Here is a 25,335-nt window from a genome sequence, read left to right as displayed (position 1 = left end):
ATGTTTATAAAATCAATAAATTATAATATAAAATGTCAGTATTAGTAAACAAAGATTCTAAAGTTATCGTACAAGGATTTACAGGTAACGAAGGTACTTTCCATGCAGGTCAGATGATCGATTACGGAACCAACGTAGTTGGAGGCGTGACTCCAGGAAAAGGAGGGACAGAGCATCTTGGTAAGCCGGTTTTCAACTCAGTTTCTGAAGCTGTAGAAAAAGCAGGAGCTAATGTGAGTATTATTTTCGTTCCACCTGCATTTGCTGCAGACGCCGTGATGGAAGCTGCTGAAGCGGGTATCAAAGTTATTGTATGTATCACAGAAGGTATCCCTGTTGCTGATATGGTAAAAGTTAAGGATTATATCCAAGACAGAGATGTCCGTCTGATCGGACCAAACTGTCCTGGTATTATCACTTCTGATGAGGCTAAGATCGGAATCATGCCAGGTTTCGTTTTCAAAAAAGGAAAAGTCGGTATCGTTTCAAAATCCGGAACTTTGACTTATGAAGCTGCTGATCAGGTTGTAAAAGCTGGTTTCGGGGTTTCTACGGCTATCGGAATTGGTGGAGATCCAATTATTGGAACTACGACTAAGGAAGCTTTGGAGCTGTTCATAAACGATCCTGAAACTGAAGCTGTAGTAATGATCGGTGAGATCGGTGGATCTTTGGAAGCTGAAGCTGCAAGATGGTACAAAGCCAGTGGCTCAACCAAGCCAGTTGTAGGTTTCATCGCAGGACAAACAGCGCCAAAAGGTAGAACAATGGGACATGCCGGAGCTATCGTTGGCGGAGCTGATGACACTGCTCAGGCAAAAATGGCTATTATGAAAGAAAACGGGATTCATGTTGTAGATTCTCCTGCTGAGATTGGGAAAACTGTTGCGACGGTTTTAGCATAATAGGACTAAGATTTTAAGTACTTAAATATATTTGAGGAGCTCTATCTGGGCTTCTCATTTTTTTTATTTAAATTTGGAGCATAAAAATTTATAAAACACTAATATGAAAAAAATCCTTTTCGGGTCATTACTATTGATCTCATTGTTCTCTCAGGCGCAGATTGATTTCAGGTCTACTGAATTTGGCCTTGTGGCAGGAGGAACTTATTCCAGAGTAAGAAATGCACACAATCCTTCCGGACCCAGATTCTCTGTTTTAGGAGGTGTTGTGGCACAAGTACCGGTTGGTATTACGGAACAGTTTTATATACAAGGTGAGATCTTATATTATGGGGCGGGAGAAACAGGAAAGACCAAAGAAGCTAAAGGCAGATCTGGTTATGATGCTGTGTACGCCAATAACTATCTAAGTGTTCCTCTTAACTTTAAAGCTTATTTCTCAGAGGCAGAATCGGAATTTTTTGGATTGATTGGTCCAAGATTCAATTTTTTAATCAATCAAAAAGTAAAAAATCTCCCTACAGGAAGGGATTATTATGACCCAAATGTTGTGAATCCACAATATCCTAATATCAATGGAAAGGCCAATTCCTTTAACTTTGGATTAGGAGCAGGCGTAGGATATAGCTATAGGCGCCAGTTGGAAATTGCTTTGAAGTATGATATAGGACTATCCAATACATATCCCAATCTGGTAGAGTCTTGGACATTGGATCCAGATGCGCAAAAGAAAAAATCAGAGCAGGTTATAAGCCTTGGAGTGAGTTATTTCTTCAAATAAAAAAAGGCTGTGAAATTGTTCACAGCCTTTTCTCTTATTTTTGTTTGATCAGTTCTTTGATCTTACCTTCAATTTCTTCTGCCAATTCCGGGTTGTCTCTCAATACCTCTTTTACGGCATCGCGACCTTGTCCTAATTTAGTGTCTTCATAACTGAACCAAGATCCGCTTTTCTTGACCACAGCAAGGTCTACAGCAGTATCTAAAATCTCTCCAACTTTAGAAACGCCTTCTCCGTACATAATGTCGAATTCTGCTTGTTTGAAAGGTGGTGCAACTTTGTTTTTAACAATTTTTACTTTTACACGGCTTCCGACAGCTTCGTCCCCATTTTTGATCGGAGCACTTGCCTTCCTGATATCAATTCTTACAGAAGCGTAAAATTTAAGAGCGTTTCCTCCTGTTGTAGTTTCAGGGTTTCCGAACATCACACCAATTTTTTCACGTAATTGATTGATGAAGATCACGGTACATTTTGTTCTGGAGATAGTAGCCGTCAATTTTCTTAAAGCCTGTGACATTAGTCTTGCATGAAGTCCCATTTTGGAATCTCCCATTTCGCCTTCGATCTCTGCTTTTGGCGTCAGTGCTGCAACAGAGTCAATTACAACAATGTCAATGGCTCCTGATCTGATCAGGTTGTCCGCAATTTCCAAAGCCTGTTCTCCATTGTCTGGCTGAGAGATGATCAGATTCTCCAGATCGATCCCTAACTTTGCAGCGTAGTTTCGGTCGAATGCATGTTCTGCATCTATGAAGGCCGCGATCCCACCTGCTTTTTGAGCTTCTGCAATAGCGTGAAGAGTTAATGTGGTTTTACCAGAAGATTCAGGGCCGTAGATCTCTATGATCCTTCCCCTTGGATATCCACCTACGCCCAAAGCAAGGTCGATACCTAGAGATCCGGAAGGGATTACTTCAATTGTAGAATCTATAGAATCCTCGCCCAAAGTCATAACAGTCCCTTTTCCGTAGGTTTTATCTAGTTTTTCAAGCACTAGCTGGAGTGCTTTTTTCTTATCGTCGTTCGTACTCATTATTTCAAAAAAATTATTCTCAAAAATACGGAATTTTAAGATCAAAATCCAATATTATTTTAATCGGAGGTTTTAGTTTTACCAATTTGATTTTAATGGAAATTTGAATTTTTTGTTATGTTTAGATAATCCTCCAGTACTTTCATTTGATCCATATTTCCCTTTTTTATTTGGGCTTCTCTACTTAATAAGCTTTCATAGATTTTATTAAACAGTTGCTTTGACTTTGGAAATAGGTTCTTGTATTTTACTTTTGGGATTTCCAGTCTTTCGCACACATCATCATCCAACAAGAACCATGTGCAGCAGATGTGCAGATAACGAAGGTTTCTTCTTTGGAAACTGAATTTTAGGATAGGGTTTTCAAGGGATTCATTTAATAAAGAATGAGCCAGTAGTATAGAATCTTTGTCTGATGGCGGTTGTATGGAGGTCCAAAGATAAAAATATTCTGTGGCCTGTTTTTTATCATCAGGTAAAAGATATTCGGGAATTCCTAAAAGATAACCGACATATTTCCAAAGATGAAACAGCCCTTTTTCCTCTTTTTCTGAAAATGTATTTCCCAATTTGTGCAAACTGTATAAAAATACCAGACTGAAACCGATGTAAGTCGCCATCATATCCCAGGAATTGATGGGTTCGCCCCAGTTTTCCGTGTCCCAGTCTTTATAATACTTCTTTATGGAAAGTCTTGCGTAGGAATGTATCAATCTGGTTTTTATAGCAAATTCGTAACCTTTTTTATGAATTAAAAGTGCGTCGGTTCTTGTGACATTCACCCAAAAGTCCAGGGTTTCCGATAAACGCTTTACAGCGCCCTTTTTCAGAGCTTCTGTAGCGATAAGCGGTTTGTTGAGATAGGCATAATCGTAGCCGCCAATTAAACAATAGTCTCTTAATGAAATTAATGAGTCCACATTGCAACGCATACAAAGTTCTGCACCATATTTTATCAAATCAAAATCTACCCAATCTGGAATTGATTGAGTTTGTCCGAAAAGTACCTTTACACTTTCAGAAATATTATCGTTTTCAGAAATACCATTTCTGATATAGGATTCAATTTGTTTTGAAGCTTCAGGAAATGATCGGGTAAAATAGATGTCCTTCACGACCTGATCTCCGATCTCATCTACATCATAATAGTAATGAGAGAATTTGTCAAAATCTCTGAAGCTTACCTCGGCGCCGGAAAATTCTATCAGGCTTTTACCATTCCCGGTTTCCCAAAAATTTCTGAAATGAGATGCATCTTTAAATCGAGGCTTTAAAATTGTTTTTTCCATCTCACATAAAATTACAATTATTGCTCCATAAAACGGTTGTGAGTTTTATCATTTTTAAACATAAAAAAACCTTTCAATTCATTTTGAAAGGTTTTATTTTATCATAAAGCTTCAGATTACAAAGAAGCTGAATGTACAAGCATATCTGCCAATTTGTTAGAATAGCCCCACTCGTTATCGTACCAAGATACCAATTTAACAAAAGTTGGATTCAACATGATTCCAGCCTCTTTGTCGAAGATAGAAGTTCTTGCATCGCTTACGAAATCCTGAGAAACCACAGCATCTTCTGTGTAACCAAGAATTCCTTTCAACTCACCTTCAGATGCAGCTTTGATAGCAGCACAGATCTCTTCGTAAGAAGTTGGTTTGTCCAATTTTACCGTAAGGTCAACTACAGAAACGTCAGCAGTTGGAACTCTGAAAGACATACCGGTCAATTTCCCGTTAAGAGAAGGGATCACTTTTCCTACTGCTTTTGCAGCACCTGTAGAAGAAGGGATGATGTTGTTCAATGCCGATCTACCACCTCTCCAGTCTTTTGCAGACGGTCCATCTACAGTTTTCTGAGTCGCAGTAGTTGCGTGTACGGTAGTCATAAGACCTTCAGCGATACCGAAGTTATCATGGATCACTTTTGCCAATGGCGCAAGACAGTTTGTAGTACAAGATGCGTTTGAGAAGATCTTGATATCGTCAGTCAGTTCTTTGTGGTTTACACCCATTACGAACATTGGCGTATCATCTTTTGAAGGCGCAGAAAGGATCACTTTCTTAGCACCAGCGTTGATGTGAGCCTGAGCAGAATCTTTAGAAAGGAATAATCCTGTAGATTCTACGATATATTCTGCACCAACTTCATTCCATTTTAGGTTGTTAGGGTCTTTCTCAGCTGTTACACGGATTGTTTTTCCGTTGACCACAAGGTTGTTGCCTTGTACTGATACTTCTCCTTTGAACGGTCCGTGAACTGAATCGTATTTTAGCATATAAGCCATGTATTCAGCATCGATAAGGTCATTGATACCTACAACTTCGATGTTTGATCTTTCAGTCATTGCTCTGAACACTAAACGTCCGATTCTCCCGAATCCGTTGATTCCTACTTTAATTGTTGACATATTAAAAAAATTAAGGTTTTGTTTTGATATTTATTTTTATTAAGAATTACATTGCCAAGATCTCGGCGATCTGAAGCAGGTCTTTGTCTATTTCGTTATGTTTTTTAATCGCTTCTTCTATCGGCGTATAAGTGATCTTGTTAGATTGCATCCCGACCATCACTTTGTTTTTGCCTTCCATCAGACCGATGACGGCTCCATATCCTAAGTGACTGGCCAGAACTCTGTCTGCACAACTTGGTGAGCCTCCTCTTTGGATGTGCCCAAGAATTGTTACACGGATGTCATAATTGGGGAATTTTTCTTTTGTTGCTTTTGCAAGGTCATAGATATTTCCTAATTCTTCACCTTCTGCAACCACAACAATGCTTGATGATTTGCCCACTTTTTCAGCCGTAGTGAAGGTTTCAAAAAGATCATCAAGGCTGTCTTTTCTTTCCGGGATCAGGATGTCAAGAGCTCCTGTTGCAATTCCACTGTTAAGGGCGATGAATCCAGCATCTCGTCCCATTACCTCTACGAAGAAAACACGGTTGTGAGACGTTGCTGTATCGCGGATTTTGTCGATGGCGTCCATTGCTGTGTTAAGAGCTGTATCATAACCAATGGTTTTATCTGTACCAAATATATCATTGTCAATAGTTCCCGGAATACCGATAACTTTGATCCCAAACTCTTCATTGAAAACTTTTGCACCAGTGAAACTTCCGTCTCCGCCTATGCAAACCAATGCATCCACGCCTAATTTTTGACATTGCTCGAAAGCTTTTTTTCTCCCTTCCAGTGTCATAAATTCCTTGGATCGGGCAGACTTCAGAATAGTTCCGCCCTGATTGATTATATTTTTCACGGAACGAGGTCCCATTTTTATTACATCACCAGCAATTAGTCCATTATATCCTTCTCGGATCCCATAGCATTCTATATTGTAGTGATTTGCTGTTCTTACAACGGCTCTAAGTGCTGCGTTCATTCCGGGAGCGTCACCTCCAGATGTTAAAACAGCAATAGATTTAATGTTGTTTTCTGACATATTTTTAATTTTTTTCTAAGCAAATTTACGAAATATCAACCACATTTTGGCTCATGTTTTAGTAATATAGGATAAATTATATCATATGGTAATAGAGAACAGTCATTTGCAAATATGACAAATGTTTGATTTAATTTTTTTTCGGATCTTACAAGATTTATTATATTTACGAACAATACAATATAAAAATTTTAAACTGATAAATATATTATGAAAGTAACTGTAGTAGGGGCTGGAGCTGTTGGAGCTTCTTGTGCTGAATATATTGCGATGAAAAATTTCGCATCTGAAGTAGTTTTGGTGGACATCAAAGAAGGTTTTGCAGAAGGTAAGGCAATGGATTTGATGCAGACAGCTTCTCTTAATGGTTTTGATACGAAAATTACCGGCACAACGGGAGATTACAGCAAAACAGCTGGCTCTCATGTTGCTGTCATTACTTCCGGGATTCCTAGAAAACCTGGGATGACAAGAGAGGAACTGATCGGTATCAATGCGGGTATCGTAAAAGATGTTACTGCAAATCTTGTTAAAAACTCTCCGGATGTGATCATCATCGTTGTTTCTAACCCGATGGATACTATGGCCTATTTGGTTCACAAAACATCCGGCCTTCCAAAAGAAAGGATTATCGGTATGGGAGGTGCTTTGGATTCTGCAAGATTCAAATACAGATTAGCTGAGGCATTAGAAAGTCCAATTTCTGATGTTGACGGTATGGTGATCGCGGCACATTCTGATACTGGGATGTTGCCACTTTACAGCAAAGCAACTAGAAATGGAGTTCCTGTTTCAGAATTCCTGAGTGATGAGCAAAAAGCTTACGTTATCGAAGAAACTAAAGTTGGTGGGGCAACACTTACTAAATTATTGGGAACTTCAGCCTGGTATGCTCCTGGTGCGGCTGTTTCCGTAATGGTTCAGGCGATTGCTTGTGACCAGAAAAAAATGATTCCTTGTTCTCTAATGTTGGATGGTGAGTATGGCGAAAGTGATATTTGTCTTGGTGTTCCTGCTATTATTGGGAAAAACGGTGTTGAGAAAATTGTAGATATCTCTTTGACCGATGAGGAAAAGGCAAAATTTGCTGAAGCTGCTAAGGCTGTAAGAGAAGTGAATGGTGATTTGAAATTTTAATCAGATCCTTATATAAGTTAAAACCGCATCATTGATGCGGTTTTTTGGTTATTAAAAATCTTCATTCGTCAAGTCCATATTGACCATTGCTCCGGTAAGGTTGCCAGTATAAACCGCATTGGCGACAGAACGCATTGCGCAGGAATTGTCGCCGCAAGCATAAACACCCGGAACCGTCGTATTTTGTTTGTTGTCGATTTTGATATGACCATGTTCTGTAAATTCGCAACCTAAAGAATCTGGTATGTCTGAATGTTGTTTGAAGAGGAATGCGCCATATACTGCATCGAAGTTCAGTTTTTTGCCGTCGGATAATATCAAAGTTTCAATATTTCCATTCTGATGCTGGATCTCATCAATCTCTGTTTCGATGATATCGATGTTATGTTGTCTCAGTTTTTGAAATTGTTCTTCTGTAAAGTCAGCTTTTCCTCTGGTTAAGATCGTCAAATCATCTGTCAGATTGTTGACCAGTGATGAAATATGAAACGCACGTTCGCCATTAGCGATAATTCCAGTTTTCTTTCCTTTATATTCGTAACCGTGACAATACGGACAATGAATCAGAGAAATTCCCCAACATTCGGAAAAACCCTTGATCTTCGGGACATCATCTATAATCCCTGTTGCGAAAATAAGTTTTTTGGCGCCAAACTTTTCGCCTTTTTCTGTTGTGATCTCAAATCCATTTTCTGTTTTTTTGCCTTCTGTTGCAAGACCATCGTGAAATTGTAGAGTATCGTAGTCCCTAACTTGTTCTTTTGCTATCTTGGATATTTCTTTTGGCGTTTTTCCATCCTGGGTCAAAAAGTTATGCGAATATGGAGTTTGTTCATTGCAAGGTTTTCCACTGTCAATCACCAAAACTTTTCGAAGTGACCTTCCCAAAGACATTGCGGCAGAAAGTCCGGCGTAACTTCCCCCAACTATGATAACATCAAATTGATCTTGTTTTGTCATTTTAAATAATTTTTGTCATTTTATTTGTCAAAGTTATGATTAATTTTTATTATTGCAACTAAATCGCATTAATGAAAATAAAAAGAAGGAATACGCCAGCAAAAGAAGCTGTTTTGAATTTGTTAACTAATAAAGCTAAAGCGATGAGTCAGGATTCTATCGAGAAAAATATCAATGTTGATATTGATAGAGCAACGATTTATCGAGTATTAAACAGATTCTGCGAAGACGGAATTCTCCACCGAATTGTTGCAGAAGACGGAAAACAGTATTTTGCAGTCTGCATCAAATGCGAAGAGAAAAAACTGGCAGACCATCATTTTCATTTCAGATGTACAAAATGCGAAACGATACAATGTCTGCCGGTTGAAGTTCAGTTTTCACTGGAAAAGGGCTATTCTGTTGAAAGCGTAAATTGTATTTTGACAGGGATTTGTAAAGATTGTGCTTGAGTCAAACCTTCAAAACCCCACGGAAACCTCTCGCAGCATAATACGATTCGGCACCGTTGTGATAGAGAAAAACAGTGTTGTAACGTCTGTCACAGAAGATAGCACCGCCTAATTTCCGGATTTCATCAGGTGTTTTCACCCAGCTGGATGTTTTCAGGTCGAAGTTTCCCAATGATTGTAACTCACGATATTGTTTTTCATCCAAAATCTCGATTCCGATTTCATTGGCCAAATCTACTGCACTGTTTGTGGGTTTATTTTCTTTTCTGGAATTGAGCGCATCCCGGTCATAGCAAAGGCTTCGTCTGCCTTTTGGGCTTTCTAAGGAACAATCTATGAAAAGATATTCGTCTGTTTTTTTATCGTAACCTACAACATCCGGTTCGCCTTCAGTTTTTTCCATTTCGCTGAGTGACCAGAGTTTTTCTGGATTGGACTCCAGTTTTTTCTGAACATCTTTCCATTGGATATTTTCGTGACGATTCAGATTCTTTTCAAAACGGGTTTTCAGAGTTTTGATTAATTCCTGTTGTTCTGATGAAAGCTGAGGTTTATTTTTCATATTGATTGGTTGTATTTAGATAAAAATATTTCTCTCGCAGTTTTAGAAGTTTACGCAAATTTTTTCTTCTATAGAATCTGCGAGATTTGCAAAATCAATGAGACTTAAAATATTGTCAATCATTCATACCTTTTCCATCCAGAATATTTGGGATATATTTTTCGATTCTGGATTTTCTGGTTTTAGATTGTTTTGGCGCAGAAAAATGAAACAGATATGCTCGTTGTCTTCCAGGAGTTAAGAACTCAAAAGCGGATTTCAATTCGGGATTTTCATTTAGTTTAATTTGAAATTCCTCAGGAATTGGCGTTGCGTCTTTTTTTATTTGTACTTTTTCTCCACGTTCTTCGATTCCAATGGCTTCGAAAATATAATCCTTGATAATTGATTTTTTGTCCAGAATATCCTGAACATTTTCAAATCGCATTTGTCTTCCGGCTTGTGTATTTTCTCCCATTTTTACAAGAAGATGCTCAGGGTCTTTCATAATTCCGCCTTTGAAAAACAGAAGTGCAAAATATTCTTTAAAACCTTGGATAATGACAATATTCTTTTTGCTAAAGGAATAACACGGTTTTCCCCATTTGAGGTCTTCTGTCAATTGACAATCCAGGATAATGGTTCTCAATGCGCTCATCTCATTTTTCCATTGTCTGGACTTTTCTATATGTTCATTAACTTTTGTATTCACTGTATGTAATTGTTTTCTTTCAAATTTAATTAAAATTCGATTTAATATAAATTTAATTGACTTTCGATGTAACATTATCCTTTTTGAGTTGTCTTATCTTTACAAATAAACTATAACAATGAAGCAAGCTTTATCCTTATTGGGATTACTCTCTTTTGCAATCACATTTGCCCAGACACAAGACACTCTTAAATCCAAAGAAATAGAAGCGGTCACAGTTATCGCCAAAAAACCGACTGTACAAAGTAAGGCCGACAGAACAGTTTTCAATGTGGAAAACAGCTCTATCCTGGCAGGAAATACAACTTGGGATATAGTGAGAATGACGCCTTTGGTAAGCATCGATAACAATGACAATGTAAAAGCGGAAGGGGAATCGGTAACGGTTTATATCAACGACAGAAAATCGGTTTTTACAGGAAAGGAACTGAAGGAATATCTAAAGACCATTCCTGCAGATAACCTGATGAAAATCGAAGTCATTACGAGTCCGTCTTCACGCTATGAAGCAACCGGAGCGGTTATTAATATCGTTCTCAAAAAGCGGGATGATGAAGGTATGAAGGGAAGCATTTCTCTTACTAATACTCAGAATACCAAGAATAATCAGTATGGGAGTTTGAACCTTAACTATCATAAGAAAAATTTCACTCAGACTTTCACGGGAAGTTATAATGATAATGTTTTCATTACCAAAAATTCTAGCGAGTTTTCTTATTATACCAATAAAAACCGGGAATTAATTGATTCCAAAAGTACTTATATCAACAAGAATCCGTCTTTTTCTTCCAGTTCTGAATATGAACTGAATGACAAGAACAATATCGGTCTTGTGATGGAATATTTCAGAGGTGATAATAACTCTGGAACGGACTCATTTATAAGGTCGTATGATGATAATAACTTTAAGAAAATTGATTACCAAAAATTGTCGGGTTCTAACCTTAATAATACTTTGGGGACCAATTTTTTCTACAAATATTATGATAAAGAAAAGAACAAAATTCTGGACGTCAATCTCGGAGTTAATTACGAAACAAGCGAGGGCTCTACAGGAAGAACATTGAAAAGCTTTGATGAACAGGATGCGGAACCAATATGGAATAATATTCCGGCAACTGAACAGACTTTGATTAATTCTGATACTCAAAACAGAAATTATTATGTGAAAGTAGATTTCACAACGCCATTAGGAAAAGGTGGAACTCTGGAAGTCGGCGGAAAAGCAGATTTTAATAATAATGTGATCCCAAATGCTTATCTGGACTTGATGGATGGAACCAAAAATGCAAACAGCGATTTTCATTATACGGACAACATCAATTCACTCTATTTCAATTACAGCAAAACATTTTTTGAAAAATTGGAAACCAGAGTTGGTCTGCGATATGAACACATCGATTTCAAAATCAGAGAAAATGTAGGGAATCAGGGAAGAAAAGATTCTTATGGTACGTTTTTGCCGAATCTATTGATTAAGTATTCTTTCAGTACCAATTATGATTTGAGCTTGACTTACAATCATAACCTTTGGAGACCTTGGTTTTCGGAATTCAATCCTTTTGAAATGCCTAGTAATAGCGGAATCTATTACCGGGGAAATATGGAGCTTCTTCCAAATCCGAGCGATAGAGTGGTGCTGAAGTTTGGCTTGTTTAAAAAATACTTTATCTCGGCCAGATATATGTTTACTGACCAGGATTATTGGACCAATTATAAAGAAGAAGATGGGAAAACGATTTCTTTTCCGGATAATTTCAAAGGAAAAGTAGAAAAGTTCTACCTTTTTGCCAACACCAATCAAAACTTCCTGAAAAATAAACTGAATGTGAACTTCGGACTTGGGTGGTACTACATAGATAACAGTGATTTCAATATCAGAAACGGATTGAGCCGTGATAACAATTATATCAGCTACATTGGCGGTTCTACCAATCTTTCTTATACCAATTTATTCAATAAGAATATTAATATCAGCGGATGGTTCAGCGTTGATAATCAGAATTACGGAAACTCAGTTGCAAATAAGTACAACTTTTTTCACAATATTTCTGTGACCAAGATTTTCCCGGTTTCTCAGATTGAAACCAGCTTACAGCTGATGAATATCTTCAAAAGACCGAGTATGAACACGACAACTTACAGCCAGATTGGTACTGTGAAAAATTATAATAAATGGGATTGGTATGGATTCTCGCTCACATTCGTGAAACGTTTCGGAAACCAGAAAGTCAAGGAAAATACTAAAACCGATGTCGAGAAAAATTCCGGCGGCGGAAAATAGAATTGTTAAATTTTATATTGAAGAGAACGGGCAAATTTGTCCGTTCTTTTTTGTTTATTGTAATCGTACTTTAGAACTGCTTGGATGATTATATTAATTCATCAAGATAACTTTATCAATTCATCAAGGTAATTTTGATTGATTTATCAAGGTGAATTAATAAGGTCTTTCTATCTGAGTTAAATATTCAAATAAGTTTAATGAGATTTCATATCCCAAAACTTTTGAAAGCCTTAAATTTGGACTTCAATAAAAAGTGATTCAATGTTCAGAAAAATTCAGATTTTCATTTTGGCTGTGGCTACATTTGGAAATGTAAATGCGCAGAAAACAAGATTAAATTCAGGAGAAAGACCAAAATTAGTTGTAGGATTAGTAGTGGACCAGATGCGTTGGGATTATCTTTACCGCTTCGAAAAAAAGTTTGGTAAGGGCGGCTTCAAAAGGCTTTTGGGAGAAGGTTACTCTCTTAATAATGTACATATTCCTTACATTCCGACGGTTACGGCGATTGGCCATACTTCTATTTATACAGGTTCAGTTCCCTCTATTCATGGGATTGCCGGGAACGACTGGACGGATAAGGAAACCGGGAAAAATGTTTACTGCACAACAGACGATAGTGTAGATCCAGTTGGAACAGATAACAGAAGAAACGGAAGTCATTCCCCAAAGAACCTTTGGTCAACGACAGTTACAGACCAATTGAGGATTGCGAGTAATTTCAAATCAAAGGTCGTCGGCGTTTCTTTGAAAGACCGTGCTTCGATTTTACCTGCTGGTCACAACCCGACCGGTGCTTTTTGGTTTGATGATTCTGCCGGGAACTTCATTACGAGTTCTTATTATATGAATGAACTGCCAAAATGGGTGAAAGATTTCAACGACCAGAAAGTTCCTGAAAAATTATTGGCTAGTGGCTGGGAAACAGCTTTACCAATTAATGAATACACAGAAAGTACGGCGGATAATGTAGAATGGGAATATCCGGTTGGAACAGCGAAAGAACCCGTGTTCCCCTATAAAAATCTATTGACGGACTATGCCACTAAAAAAGGCGTTATCAGAACAACACCTTTCGGAAATACTTTGACGCTGAGGTTTGCTGAAGCGGCTTTGGATAATTATGCTTTAGGAAAAGGAACTGAAACGGATTTCCTGGCGATTAACCTGGCTTCGACAGATTACGTAGGACATTCCTATGGCCCGAATTCTATCGAGGTTGAAGATACTTACATCAGACTGGACAGAGATTTGGCTGCTTTTTTCAAGATGCTGGATGAAAAGGTAGGGAAGAACAATTACCTGGTGTTCTTGTCTGCTGACCACGGTGGTGCAAATGCGGAAGGATTCCTGAGAGCCAATAAAATCTTAGGTGGTTTCTTTGATGAGGGAATGGAAAAAAATCTGGGTGCCGAACTGGAGAAAAAGTATGCTAATTCTAAGTTGATTCTTGGCATCGATAATTATCAAATTTACCTGAATCAGAATCTGATCAAAGAGAAAGATCTTGATGAAGAAGCAATCAAAACAACGATCATCGATAATCTGAACAAAGACCCGAGAGTTTTGTACGCTGTTGATTTGAAAAAGATTGGCTCGTCAGCGATTCCGGAGCCGATAAAATCTAGAGCCATCAATGGTTATAACTGGCAGAGAAGCGGCGATATCCAGATCATTTCGCACGACGGAATGTTACCGACCTATGCGAAAAAAGGAACAACGCACAGCGTCTGGAATTCCTATGATTCTCACATTCCATTGATTTTTATGGGTTGGGGAATCAAGCATGGTGAGAGCAACGGCGATTATTATATGACAGATATTGCGCCGACGATCTCAGCATTACTTCACATCGAATTCCCAAGTGGAGCAATTGGAAAACCAATTACAGAAGTGATTGGAAGATAAAAAAGAAATTAGCTGTTAGAATCTAGATATTAGATTTTAGGACATTAATTTATTAAGTCGCAAATGTTTTCGAATCGGAAAGTTTGCGACTTTTTTGCATCATATCAATAATTTTTTGAGACTTTTCGATAAAACTTATCCGTATTTTTGAAGAATGGTATTAAAGGAAAAAGACATCTTCGATTTGCTGAATGAGAAAGCGGAACTTTACAATTCTCCCGATTTTATTACGGATGATCCGATTCAGATCCCACACCGTTTTTCTTTGAAACAGGACATTGAAATTTCTGGATTTTTATCAGCAAGCATCGCTTGGGGAAACCGAAGATCTATTATCAATGATGCCAACAAAATGATGGAGCTAATGGGAAATTCGCCGTATGATTTTGTAATGAATTTCACCGATTCTGATTTGGCGAGAATTCCACAGAAAGCGATTCATAGGACATTTAATCACGAAGATTTCATTTTCTTCTTAAGGAATTTTAAAAGAATTTATAGCCAATTTGAAAGTCTGGAAGATGCTTTTCTCATTAATGAAAACGAAATCAATTTTTATCATTCCATCGAACGTTTCAGAAATCATTTCATTTCCGAAAAACATCGCGGACAAAAACACGTGAGCTCACCTTACAAAAATTCGGCTTCCAAAAGACTGATCATGTTTTTGCGCTGGATGGTCCGCAAAGATAAAAAAGGTGTAGATTTTGGAATTTTGGAAAAGATCGATGCGAAGTTTTTATCCGTTCCATTAGATGTTCATACCGCCAATATTTCCCGAAAATTAGGAATATTAACAAGAAAACAAAACGACTGGAAGGCAGTGGAAGAGTTGGATGCGATTCTCAGAAAATATAATCCAGATGATCCGGCGGTTTACGATTTTGCTTTGTTTGGGCTGGGCGTTTCAAAGGAATTTGAATAATATTTCTTTATTATCAGTCTTGTTTTTTATTAACCTACATCAATACTCAATAAGGCTTGAGGTATTATTTTTGCTACAAGAAAAATTATTAATTTAAAATATTATCTATGAAAAAATTAACAGTATTAGCATTTATAGGAGCAGCTTTGTTGTTCACGGCTTGTAACGACAAAAAAGAAACTGTAAAAGATGCGCAAGAAGTTGCTGCAAAAACCGGTGAAGCTTACAACGTGGATTTGACGGCATCTAAAGTAAATTGGAAAGCGTTCCACAAAGGTGGATTTGCGCCAAGATGGGGTACGCTTAACTTGAAATCTGGAGAAATTACAGTTGAAAATGATGCGGTAACTTCTGGAGATTTTGTAATCGATATGACGACTTTGAAAGTTGACCCTGCTTCTGTAACTGAGGCTGATAAAAAACCCGCTGACCTAGAAGCGCACCTTAAAAATGCTGATTTCTTTGATGTTGAGAAACAACCAACTTCTGATTTCAAAATCACTGCTGTAGCTGATTTGGCTGGAGAACTTCCAAAAGATGCGATTGCCGGAGCTAACAAAACTGTAAGCGGAAATTTGACGTTGTTAGGAAAAACGCTTAACGTTTCTTTCCCTGCGAAAGTGACTGTTGCTGAAGGCAAAGCGAGCTTGGAAGCTAAATTTACTGTAAACAGAGCAGATTGGGGAATCAAATTCGGGACTGATGAAACTGACCCTGCTGAATGGATGATTAGCAAAGACATTGAAATTGGAATCAATGTGAATGCTTCTAAATAGATAGATTGTAGAATGAAAAGGAAAGGGCTGCTTCGAAAGAGACAGTCTTTTTTTGTAAAATATTTTTAACTCTCGCTGATTTAGCAAATTTTGCGGATACAAGAGTTGAATTAATCTGCTTAATCAGAAAAATCTGCGAGAAAATTTTTTTTTATGAATTTTAAAGAGTTTTAGCAATGAAAGAACCGACTCTTTAGAAGCCGGTTCAGTAGATAAAAACATCTCATTTTTTTAGTTAGACAACAACAAAAAAGGACAGCCGACAATGCTATCCTTTAAATTTTTATATCAAATTTAATTTGAGTAATTCCAATTGGGTCAAAAGCAAATTTTGTGATCATTTCCTAAATCTCTATTGTAAATTTAGAAAGAAAAACAATACGAAATGTAAACTGAATGTTAAAATTTCATACTTATCCACATTTTTTTGTGGATAACTTTATTATTTGAGTTTTTCTTTGATGTATTTCGCTGTAAAAGACTTCTTCTCCTTCACCAGATCTTCCGGTATTCCTGTGAAAACAATTTTGCCACCGTATTTTCCTGCATTTGGACCAACGTCGATGATATGGTCGGCACATTTGATAATATCCGGCTGATGCTCAATTACCACAACCGAATGTCCCAATTCTATCAATGCCTGAAGCGATGCCAGTAGTTTTTTGATATCGTGGAAATGCAGACCAGTTGAAGGTTCATCAAAAACAAATAACGTTTTGTCCGTTGTCACACCCTTTACAAGAAACGATGCCAGCTTCACTCGCTGAGCCTCACCTCCGGAAAGAGTAGAAGAGGACTGGCCTAATTGCAGATAACCCAAACCAACATCCTGAAGCGGTTTTAGCTTGGTCGCGATTTTTTCTTCGTGGTTTTCCTTGAAGAACTCCAACGCTTCGTCAACCGTCATATGAAGGATGTCGGAAATGTTTTTCTCGTCGTATTTGATTTCGAGGATTTCTTTTTTGAAACGCGTTCCGTGGCAATGTTCACACTCCAGCTCGATGTCTGCCATAAACTGCATCGAAACGGTAATCACGCCGTCACCTTTACATTCGTCACATCTTCCGCCGTCTACATTGAAAGAGAAATGCTTTGGTTTCAGACCCTGGACTTTGGCTGATTTTTGCTTAGCGAAAAGGTCTCGGATATCATCGTAGGCTTTCAGATAGGTTACAGGATTGGAACGGGACGATTTTCCAATTGGGTTTTGGTCGATCAATTCGATATTCTGAATCAGTTTTTTTGGAAATTCCACAGCGTCATAATCCGCCTTTTTTCCACCCATTCCCAACTGAATTTGGATGGCATTCGTCATCACTTCCTTCATCAGAGTCGATTTCCCACTTCCGGAAACGCCTGTGATAACCGTTAGGCACTCCAACGGAACATTGACATCAATATTCTTCAGGTTATTTTGACGGGCACCTTTTATCTCAATAAATTCTTTTGTTTTTCTTCGTTTATTTGGTACTTCAATTTTCAAATCGCCATTCAGATATTTTGCGGTCAAAGTATCCGCTTTCATCATCTCTTTATAATCACCACTGAAAACCAGATCTCCGCCAAGATAACCCGCTTCCGGGCCAATGTCGATAATGTAATCTGCTTCCCGCATCACATCTTCATCGTGTTCTACTACAATCACTGTATTTCCAAGGTCTCGAAGTTGTTTTAAAACGCCGATCAGATTTTCCGTATCTCGAGAGTGCAGACCAATGCTTGGTTCATCCAGAATATAAATGGAACCCACAAGCGAACTTCCCAAACTTGTTGCCAGATTGATTCTCTGACTTTCGCCACCGGAAAGGGTGTTTGAAGTTCGGTTTAAGGTCAGATAACCAAGACCAACTTTCGTCAGGAATTCTAATCTTGTTTCGATTTCGTAAGTCAGACGTTTGGCGATTTCTCTGTCGTGGTCGTTGAGTTTTAAGCTTTTTATTAATGGAAGTAATTCGTCCAAAGGCAATTCAATTAACGATTGGATATTATGTCCATCGATTTTCACCCAACTTGTTTCTTCCCTTAATCTTAATCCTTCACAGGTTGGACAAATGGTTTTTCCACGATAGCGCGAAAGCATCACCCTGTACTGTATTTTGTAAAGATTCTCTTCCAGCATTTTGAAGAAATTATCAATGCTTGGAAAACTTCTGGTTTTGTCACCTTTCCAAAGGAATTGTTTCTGCTCTTTGGTTAATTGGTGATAAGGCTTATGAATCGGGAAATCTTTAGCTTTTTTGATGAACTCCTTTTTCCATTCGCTCATACTTTCACCTTTCCATGAAGCCACAGCATCTTCATAAACCGAAAGATTTTTATTCGGAATCACAAGGTCTTCATCAATTCCAATCACTTTTCCATAACCTTCGCAAGTCGGACAAGCGCCGTAAGGATTATTAAAACTGAAATAATGGACATTCGGTTCGTTAAAAATGATTCCGTCCAGTTCAAATTTATTGGAGAATTCACGGATTTTCCCTGATTCGGTATTTTTTAAAGAACAATAACCGTGACCTTCATAGAACGCCATTTGGATAGAATCCGCTAATCGTTGTAAGAAATTCTCGTCTTCCTCATAACTGAATCTGTCGATGACCAAATTGATTGTCATGCCATTTTCAGGAACGAATCCGAAGCTTTCCAGATCCTCGATCCCGGCAACATTGCCATTAACTTCCAATCTTGTGAATCCTGAAACTTTTAATGTTTTCAATAATTCAGCAAAGGTTTTTACTTCAAATGCCAAAGGTGCCAAAAGTAAAAAAGTAGAGTCTTTTTTAGAATTTTTAATGAAATCGATAACGTCCGTTACACTGTCTTTTTTGACTTCTTCTCCGGAAACTGGTGAAAAAGTTCTTCCAACTCTGGCATAAAGCAATTTCAGGTAATCATAGATTTCCGTTGAAGTTCCAACCGTAGAACGCGGATTGGACGAAATTACCTTTTGCTGAATTGCAATAGAAGGTGCCAAACCTTTTATATCATCAATTTTCGGTTTTTCCAATTTACCCAAGAACTGACGTGCGTAGGAACTCAAACTTTCCACATACCGTCTCTGTCCTTCGGCATAAATCGTGTCAAAAGCGAGTGACGATTTTCCACTTCCTGAGACACCCGTGATGACGATCAGTTTGTTCTTTGGTATCAGAACATCGATGTGTTTCAGGTTGTTAAGATGTGCGTTTTTAACGAAAATATATTTTTTGATATCGATTTCAGAAGCTGTAGCCATAGTAAAAATAAGACCAACAAATTTACGAAAAAATAATAAGTAATCACGACACCATTTCAGAGTAAATCATCACAATAATATCATAAAATCCAATCGTTTTTTCAAGTTCCGCAAGAACGTTCTGTTAATAGAAACGATAAGTTTTTTGAAGACTAGTTCCGATGGAGATAGAATGGTTGTTCGTTGATTTTTCTATTAGTGAGTAATCCCGGAGGGATTTGATATGTTTAAATTAACGTGAGTTCGGGTTAAGGATTTATAAATCGCAAAGCCAAACAAAAAATTGATTATTTGATTTTCAATAATTTAGAAAGACAAGGGCGTAAAACTTATCAAAGTGAGACAAAAATTTTGTTTTACTTTGATAAACGAAGTGGTATTGTTTGACTTAAAATCATTTTAGAGAGTATATTCCTTTGTTTTTCTTTGCGATAAAAACAATTGAGCATTGTAAAATCAATAATTTAATAATTTCCTTATCCCGAATTCAGGTTAAATTATTATACAAAATTGGTTAAATGAATTAGGCTAATCTCTATATTTGCGCCCGATTATCTGAAAGGAAATTATATGAAGAAAATATTCACGGCTCTGTCTATTGTGGTTTTATCAGTCCACAGTTTTGCGCAGAACAAGGAAAAAGACATTGATGAAGTCAACTTACAAGGTCGGTTTTTATCAACACCTTATAATGATGTCAACGAAAATGTAGTTGTCATTACCAAACAACAAATCCAAAATAGTCCGGCAACGAGTATAGATGAATTGCTTCAGTTTTATTCCGGATTGGATATCAAAAGACGAGGTTCCAATGGTGTTCAGAGCGATATCACCATTCGGGGAAGTTCTTTTGAACAGGTTTTAGTTTTGGTTAACGGAATCCGGATGAATGATTCGCAAACAGGACATAACACATTCAATATTCCGTTTGATATTTCAGCGGTGGAAAGGATTGAAATCATAAAAGGCTCATCGGCAAAACTTTACGGCCAAAATGTTTATGCAGGAGTCATCAATATCGTTACCAAAACGTCATCTGAAGAGCAAGTAACCATCAAAGCACAAGGTGGCGATTTCAAAACTTATGATTTGTCGGCCTCTGCAACCTTTGGTTCGGAAAAATTCACGAATCTTTTCTCAATCAGCAATGGCGTTTCCGACGGTTATCGGTACAATACGGATTATCAAATCAGAAATTTTTTCTATCAAAACAAATTAAAACTGAATGATGGAAGTGTAAGCCTGCAGGCTGGTTTTTCCGAGAAGAAATTCGGGGCGAACGGTTTTTATGCTTCACCAACAGCAATCAATCAATATGAAGAAACGCAAGCTTCTGTAGTAAGTTTACAATATCAACAGAAATTTAATAATCTCTCTGTTAATTCCAGCGTCTATTGGAGAAGAGGACAGGATATGTATCTTTTCATCCGTCAAAATCCTTCGTATTACAGAAATATGCACATCGGAAATAACGTTGGCGGAACAGTGAACGGGACCTATGAATCATCAATAGGAATTACGAGTGTCGGAATCGATTACAGAAAAGAATTTTTAACCAGCAGTAATCTTGGAGAAAGAAAAAGAGATGTAACACAGGTGTTTTTTGACCATCAGTTCAAATTCTTTAACCAAAAATTAGAGATCAATCCCGGAGCAAGCTGGGCGAATTATTCCGGCGATAATTTTCTGTATCCCGGGATGGATGTGGGATTTATTTTTAATCCTAATCATAAAGTTTTTGGAGCGATTTCTAAAGGATTTAGGATTCCGACTTTTACCGATTTGTATTATAAGAGTCCAACAGAAATCGGGAACCCTGATTTGGTTCCGGAAAGTGCTGTTTTGTCAGAATTGGGCTATCGATTCCAGAATGAAAAGATCTTGGCGAAAGCGAGCGGTTTCATCCGAAATACAAGTGATGGCATCGATTGGCTGAAACCAGCACCAGAAAGTCCCTGGACAGCGGAAAATGTAGGCAGAATCAATTTAAAAGGTTTTGAGACAGAATTCAGTCATCAATTACTATCATTTCTGAATTATCGATTGAGTTATACTTATCTTGATAATCAATATAAAAATGAGGAACTTTCCAGATATGCTTTGCAGAATCTGAGACACCAGTTTGTGGCGCAACTGGGTGTGAAGTTCTTGAAGTTTTTCAGCAATCAATTGATCTATAAATATTCGGAACGCGTGAACCTTGGAAGTTATAATGTCCTTGATGAACAACTTAACTTCCGGATCAGAGACCTTAATTTTTATATCTTGATCAACAATCTGACAAATACAAAATATGTCGAAACCAATCTCGTTCCCATGCCCGGAAGATGGTTTCATGTCGGATTTACATATCAGATTAAAATGAATTAAAGTCTATTAACCACATAGACACTTAGAGAAAACTATTTGAACTGTTTAAGAACTATGTATCTATATGGTTTAATTTTCAAAACAAGTTTAAATAGTTTTTAAAATGAACTAAATTTGCAAAAAATCAAAAATGGCAGCTTACTTAGAATTCAATTTCAAAATAAAACCTCTACAACCCTGGAACGAAATATTGATGGCGGAACTGATTGAAATCGGTTTTGACAGCTTCACGGAAGAATATGACGGTATCTTGGGTTATATCCAGAAAGATCTTTTCAAAGAAGAGGATTTGAAAAATATTTATCTCTTACAGAATAATGAGGTTGAAATTTCTTATACCTACGAAGAAATGCCAAATATCAACTGGAATGAGGAATGGGAAAAGAATTTTTCGCCAATCAATGTTGAAGACAAAGTGCTTATCCGGGCAGAATTCCACGAACCAAATCCACAACTGCACGAGATTGTGATTCAGCCAAAAATGTCTTTCGGAACAGGTCATCATCCTACGACTCATTTGATGATTCAGCAGATGTTGGACATGGATCTGGAAAATAAGAAAGTTCTGGACATGGGTTGCGGAACTTCTGTTTTAGCCATTTTTGCCAAACAAAAAGGAGCGGGAAGAACCGTGGCTATTGATATCGACGAATGGTCTGTAGAGAATTCCAAGGAAAATGCAGAGCGTAACAATGTAGAATTGGACATCGAACTGGGAAGTGCGGATAATCTTGGGAAGGAAAAATTTGATGTAATTCTGGCCAACATCAACAGAAACATTTTGATTTCCGATATCCCGACTTACGTTTCCGTTTTGGAAGATGGTGGAAAATTGCTGTTGTCCGGACTTTGCTTCTTCGATGTGGATGATATTCTGGAGGTCTGCACAGAACAAGATCTGAAGCTTGAAAAGAAAATCCAGAGAGAAGAATGGGTTTCTCTTTTGTTGAGTAAGTAAGATTTTTATCAATAACAATAACAGCCCCGAAAATTAGTTTTCGAGGCTGTTATTATTTACTTCTGCGGATATTTCTGAATCAAAGCCTGCAAGATCGCCCAGGTTTCCGCATCCATAATACCACTGTAATTGCTTGGCCGGAAATGGAATTGGAAAGCCTCGATCGTCTGCTTAGTGGTTTTGTCCCAGACCCCATTCACTGTCAGTGCGTAACCAAATTGAACCAACTGCTGCTGGATCTTGGAAACAAATTCAGGATTGTTATATTGTAAAGCAATATCGTTGGTTGTTAATATTTGATCCAGGAAAGTTTGTTTTGCTGTTTCATCATACCACATTCCGATCTGATATTCGTCATACAATCTCTTCCAAGGGAAAAGTGGTCCCGGATCCTGTTTTCTTGTTGGCGCAATATCGGAATGGGCCAAAATGTTGGTTGGCGGGATATTATATCTCGTCACAATATCCTTGACTAAAGCTCCTACTTTTCTGAATTGTTCTTCCGGATAAGGATAAAACACTCTATTATTTAGAGAATCTGTCGTGTAACCAAGATTCACGATCTCAATTCCGATAGATATGTCATTCAGTTGCTGGTCTTTTCTCCAAAAGCTGATTCCCGCGTGATAAGCTCTTTTATTTTCGTCCACGATTTGATAAATTTCTTTATCGGGAAGTGTGCTTACCAAATAATGGGCACTTACAGATTGTTGAGTTAATGTTGAAATAGATTTCTCATCATTAAGTACAGTGTAATGTAAAATCACATATCTCTGGCGGAAGTTTTGTCCAATAGCCGGAAAATAATTTTTTGTGATTTTGTAACCTACTGGGTTTGCGCTTACGATGGAGCCATAGCTTATGGTATTGTCATTTTTGGTAATATCTGCAATATTGACCTTGTAATATTCGCCTTCATCTTCTTTTATTTGTGGCTTTTTTTCTGCGATGAAAGGTTTTGGGGCATTCGGAAGAGTTGGTGTTTTACTTTTTACATTTTTTTGTTGTGAACCGCAGGAAATGATAATTATTCCTAAGGTTGTGAGATATAGTATATTACGCATCTGTAAGTGTTTTACGGAGTATTTATGATTCAAAAATATGAAAAAAAAACAGAAAAAAAGTTTGGTAGATATACAAAACTGTTCTATATTTGCACTCGCAATTGAGGAACAAACGGTCTTTAAAATATTGCAAGGAGGGTTGCCAGAGTGGTTAATGGAGCAGTTTGCTAAACTGTCGACCCGAAAGGGTCGCAAGGGTTCGAATCCCTTACCCTCCGCAAAAAAAAATCTACGGGGCGTAGCGTAGTCCGGTCATCGCGCCTGGTTTGGGACCAGGAGGTCGCAGGTTCGAATCCTGCCGCCCCGACAAGTTTTAGTAATTTCTAAAAATTACAAATGGGTGCGTAGCTCAGCTGGATAGAGCATCTGCCTTCTAAGCAGACGGTCAAAGGTTCGAATCCTTTCGCGCTCACAATTAGGAAACCCACTCCCACAAAAGGGTTTCCTGATTTTTTTACTACCTCGACAACGGCATTTAATGTTAAACGACAACATAAACGACAACATTAAACTCTGCCAAAATGAAAAATCTCAAGAACGGATGCTCTCGAACAGAAGTATTCATCTCACCTAAAAATTACAAAGAATTACGGTCCAAGGAAGACCTTAAAAAGAAATGGTTTGTTCAATGCATATTTTACGACCCGTTATTTGAGTCCAAGTACCCAAAAGGATTTCAATACCGAATGAAGGTCAATGTTTTTGACAACATTATTGAACGGAAAAAGGCGGTTGAGGCCACAAAAGAAGAAATGATAAAAGGTTTAGATTTCCATAATTTTAACCCCATCTCTAAACAGTACATGGTCTCTGAATCGGAAGAACTACGTCCAGATCTATTCCTTTATGAAGCTTTGACAATTTCACAGAATACAATTTCAGCATCACCGCATCATCTGAAGCAAATTCGCTGTGCAGTTAATCGTATGCAGAAGTTTATCGAAGTATTGCGATATGATTTTATTTTTATTAAGGATATCAAGATTTGGCACATCAAAAACCTTTTGGAAAAAATGAAATTAACGCCGTCTGTTTATAATAAATTCAGACATTATCTAATGACTTTGTTCAGGGAATTGATCCAATATGGGTGTATTGACCACAATCCGGTCAGAGATATCACAAAGAAAATTGAAGCTACAAAAATTCGTAAGGTATTGACAAAAAAGAATGTTAATATCATTCTGAAATATCTGCAGGGAAATCATTATGAATTTTACAGATACACACAAATATTTTTCCTTTCCGGCGCACGTTCCGCCGAACTTTTACGAGTTCAAAGAAAACATGTGGATTTGGAAAATCAGGAATATGTTGTTTTGATAAAAAAAGGTAGGCAATACATTTGGGAAACAAAAGTGATCATTCCCGAAGCTTTGCCATTATGGACAGAAATTTTGAATGAATGTATTTATGAAGATGATTATGTTTTTGCAGTTTTTCAGTGTCCTGGACTTGAACCTGTAAAACCAACAACTATTACCCGAAAATGGTCAAGGATTGTCAAAAACAATAAAAATATCCTTGATGAAAATGGAAAACCGATTGAAGTAACGGAAGATTTCTATTCATTGAAGCATCTTTTTTTAGATATACTGGATGAACTTTCTGACAAAGTTCCAGTGATTGACATTAATTTGGCCCAAGGAGCTGCTAATCATAAGTCTAATCGAACGACTGGCATTTATGCGGTTGGAAGGAAGAACCGGGCAAATGAATATTTGAAGAATGTCGTGACAGAAATTGGAAATGTTGTTAATTTAGAGGTTATTTAACACTTATCAAAATATCAGTAGGTCTCAGAATTATACCCTGTCAAAATAATAGTAGGTCTCAGAATTATACCCT

20 protein-coding genes and 3 tRNA genes are annotated in these 25,335 nt (G+C 37.5%); 14 read left to right on the top strand and 9 right to left on the bottom strand.

Features of this window, described 5'->3' with window-relative positions; genetic code table 11:
• Positions 1 to 32 precede the first annotated feature (32 nt).
• A complete protein-coding gene (sucD, locus tag K319_RS0118525) occupies positions 33 to 905 on the top strand; it encodes a succinate--CoA ligase subunit alpha (RefSeq protein WP_027384966.1) in 873 nt (290 codons plus the stop codon).
• Positions 906 to 1,008: 103 nt separating this feature from the next.
• The gene (locus K319_RS0118520) at positions 1,009 to 1,686 is read left to right on the top strand and encodes a porin family protein (protein WP_027384965.1); all 678 of its coding nucleotides are present in this window, start codon (positions 1,009 to 1,011) and stop codon (positions 1,684 to 1,686) included.
• 34 nt (positions 1,687 to 1,720) lie between these two features.
• On the opposite strand, the gene recA is transcribed toward K319_RS0118520, so the two are convergent.
• The 4 genes from recA to pfkA all read right to left on the bottom strand — a co-directional run bounded on the left by recA (position 1,721) and on the right by pfkA (position 6,165).
• Positions 1,721 to 2,722: a recombinase RecA gene (gene recA / locus K319_RS0118515; RefSeq protein WP_027384964.1), complete on the bottom strand. Its 1,002-nt coding sequence runs from the start codon at positions 2,720 to 2,722 to the stop codon at positions 1,721 to 1,723.
• A 92-nt stretch (positions 2,723 to 2,814) separates the two neighbouring features.
• On the bottom strand, positions 2,815 to 4,011 hold the full coding sequence (locus K319_RS0118510) for an oxygenase MpaB family protein (RefSeq protein WP_027384963.1): 1,197 nt from the start codon (positions 4,009 to 4,011) through the stop codon (positions 2,815 to 2,817).
• A 116-nt stretch (positions 4,012 to 4,127) separates the two neighbouring features.
• The gene (gene gap / locus K319_RS0118505) at positions 4,128 to 5,132 is read right to left on the bottom strand and encodes a type I glyceraldehyde-3-phosphate dehydrogenase (RefSeq protein ID WP_027384962.1); all 1,005 of its coding nucleotides are present in this window, start codon (positions 5,130 to 5,132) and stop codon (positions 4,128 to 4,130) included.
• 46 nt (positions 5,133 to 5,178) lie between these two features.
• Positions 5,179 to 6,165, bottom strand: a complete 987-nt coding sequence (gene pfkA, locus K319_RS0118500) for a 6-phosphofructokinase (protein WP_027384961.1) — start codon at positions 6,163 to 6,165, stop codon at positions 5,179 to 5,181.
• A 210-nt stretch (positions 6,166 to 6,375) separates the two neighbouring features.
• Between pfkA and K319_RS0118495 the strand changes: the two genes are divergently transcribed.
• On the top strand, positions 6,376 to 7,302 hold the full coding sequence (locus tag K319_RS0118495) for a malate dehydrogenase (RefSeq protein WP_027384960.1): 927 nt from the start codon (positions 6,376 to 6,378) through the stop codon (positions 7,300 to 7,302).
• A gap of 51 nt (positions 7,303 to 7,353) precedes the next feature.
• On the opposite strand, the gene K319_RS0118490 is transcribed toward K319_RS0118495, so the two are convergent.
• Entirely contained in the window at positions 7,354 to 8,262 is a 909-nt protein-coding gene (locus tag K319_RS0118490; protein WP_027384959.1) for an NAD(P)/FAD-dependent oxidoreductase, read from the bottom strand.
• Between the two features lie 71 nt (positions 8,263 to 8,333).
• On the opposite strand from K319_RS0118490, the gene K319_RS0118485 reads away from it, so the two are divergent.
• The gene (locus K319_RS0118485) at positions 8,334 to 8,714 is read left to right on the top strand and encodes a Fur family transcriptional regulator (RefSeq protein ID WP_316930949.1); all 381 of its coding nucleotides are present in this window, start codon (positions 8,334 to 8,336) and stop codon (positions 8,712 to 8,714) included.
• 1 nt (position 8,715) lies between these two features.
• Here the strand turns inward: K319_RS0118485 and K319_RS0118480 are convergent, their stop codons facing one another.
• Positions 8,716 to 9,276, bottom strand: coding sequence for a DUF4256 domain-containing protein (locus K319_RS0118480; RefSeq protein ID WP_027384957.1), 561 nt, complete (start codon positions 9,274 to 9,276; stop codon positions 8,716 to 8,718).
• 115 nt (positions 9,277 to 9,391) lie between these two features.
• On the bottom strand, positions 9,392 to 9,967 hold the full coding sequence (locus K319_RS0118475) for a YdeI/OmpD-associated family protein (protein ID WP_027384956.1): 576 nt from the start codon (positions 9,965 to 9,967) through the stop codon (positions 9,392 to 9,394).
• A 118-nt stretch (positions 9,968 to 10,085) separates the two neighbouring features.
• Here K319_RS0118475 and K319_RS0118470 point away from each other — a divergent pair, with 118 nt between their 5' ends.
• The 4 genes from K319_RS0118470 (at position 10,086) to K319_RS0118455 (ending at position 15,863) form a co-directional block, all read left to right on the top strand.
• Positions 10,086 to 12,251, top strand: a complete 2,166-nt coding sequence (locus K319_RS0118470; protein ID WP_027384955.1) for an outer membrane beta-barrel protein — start codon at positions 10,086 to 10,088, stop codon at positions 12,249 to 12,251.
• A gap of 264 nt (positions 12,252 to 12,515) precedes the next feature.
• Positions 12,516 to 14,162, top strand: coding sequence for an alkaline phosphatase PafA (pafA, locus tag K319_RS0118465; protein ID WP_027384954.1), 1,647 nt, complete (start codon positions 12,516 to 12,518; stop codon positions 14,160 to 14,162).
• A gap of 154 nt (positions 14,163 to 14,316) precedes the next feature.
• A complete protein-coding gene (locus K319_RS0118460) occupies positions 14,317 to 15,087 on the top strand; it encodes a TIGR02757 family protein (protein WP_027384953.1) in 771 nt (256 codons plus the stop codon).
• Positions 15,088 to 15,194: 107 nt separating this feature from the next.
• Positions 15,195 to 15,863, top strand: coding sequence for a YceI family protein (locus K319_RS0118455; protein ID WP_027384952.1), 669 nt, complete (start codon positions 15,195 to 15,197; stop codon positions 15,861 to 15,863).
• 442 nt (positions 15,864 to 16,305) lie between these two features.
• Here K319_RS0118455 and uvrA read toward each other — a convergent pair whose 3' ends face one another.
• Positions 16,306 to 19,095: an excinuclease ABC subunit UvrA gene (uvrA, locus tag K319_RS0118450; RefSeq protein WP_027384951.1), complete on the bottom strand. Its 2,790-nt coding sequence runs from the start codon at positions 19,093 to 19,095 to the stop codon at positions 16,306 to 16,308.
• Between the two features lie 570 nt (positions 19,096 to 19,665).
• Here uvrA and K319_RS0118445 point away from each other — a divergent pair.
• Both K319_RS0118445 and prmA read left to right on the top strand, forming a co-directional pair.
• On the top strand, positions 19,666 to 21,465 hold the full coding sequence (locus K319_RS0118445; protein WP_027384950.1) for a TonB-dependent receptor plug domain-containing protein: 1,800 nt from the start codon (positions 19,666 to 19,668) through the stop codon (positions 21,463 to 21,465).
• Positions 21,466 to 21,595: 130 nt separating this feature from the next.
• Complete coding sequence (gene prmA, locus K319_RS0118440; protein WP_027384949.1) at positions 21,596 to 22,423, top strand: 50S ribosomal protein L11 methyltransferase; 828 nt, start codon at positions 21,596 to 21,598, stop codon at positions 22,421 to 22,423.
• Between the two features lie 56 nt (positions 22,424 to 22,479).
• On the opposite strand, the gene K319_RS0118435 is transcribed toward prmA, so the two are convergent.
• Complete coding sequence (locus tag K319_RS0118435) at positions 22,480 to 23,487, bottom strand: N-acetylmuramoyl-L-alanine amidase (RefSeq protein ID WP_027384948.1); 1,008 nt, start codon at positions 23,485 to 23,487, stop codon at positions 22,480 to 22,482.
• Positions 23,488 to 23,620: 133 nt separating this feature from the next.
• Between K319_RS0118435 and K319_RS0118430 the strand changes: the two genes are divergently transcribed.
• The 4 genes from K319_RS0118430 (at position 23,621) to K319_RS0118415 (ending at position 25,262) form a co-directional block, all read left to right on the top strand.
• A tRNA-Ser gene (locus K319_RS0118430) sits at positions 23,621 to 23,705 on the top strand.
• A gap of 14 nt (positions 23,706 to 23,719) precedes the next feature.
• Positions 23,720 to 23,794 (top strand) — tRNA-Pro (locus K319_RS0118425).
• Between the two features lie 31 nt (positions 23,795 to 23,825).
• Positions 23,826 to 23,899, top strand: a tRNA-Arg gene (locus K319_RS0118420).
• Between the two features lie 109 nt (positions 23,900 to 24,008).
• Positions 24,009 to 25,262, top strand: a complete 1,254-nt coding sequence (locus K319_RS0118415; RefSeq protein WP_027384947.1) for a tyrosine-type recombinase/integrase — start codon at positions 24,009 to 24,011, stop codon at positions 25,260 to 25,262.
• Positions 25,263 to 25,335: the final 73 nt, after the last annotated feature.

The sequence above is a fragment of the Epilithonimonas caeni DSM 17710 genome, from assembly GCF_000426465.1.
GTDB lineage: Bacteria > Bacteroidota > Bacteroidia > Flavobacteriales > Weeksellaceae > Epilithonimonas > Epilithonimonas caeni.
This window is presented reverse-complemented; position numbering and strand designations above follow the sequence as displayed.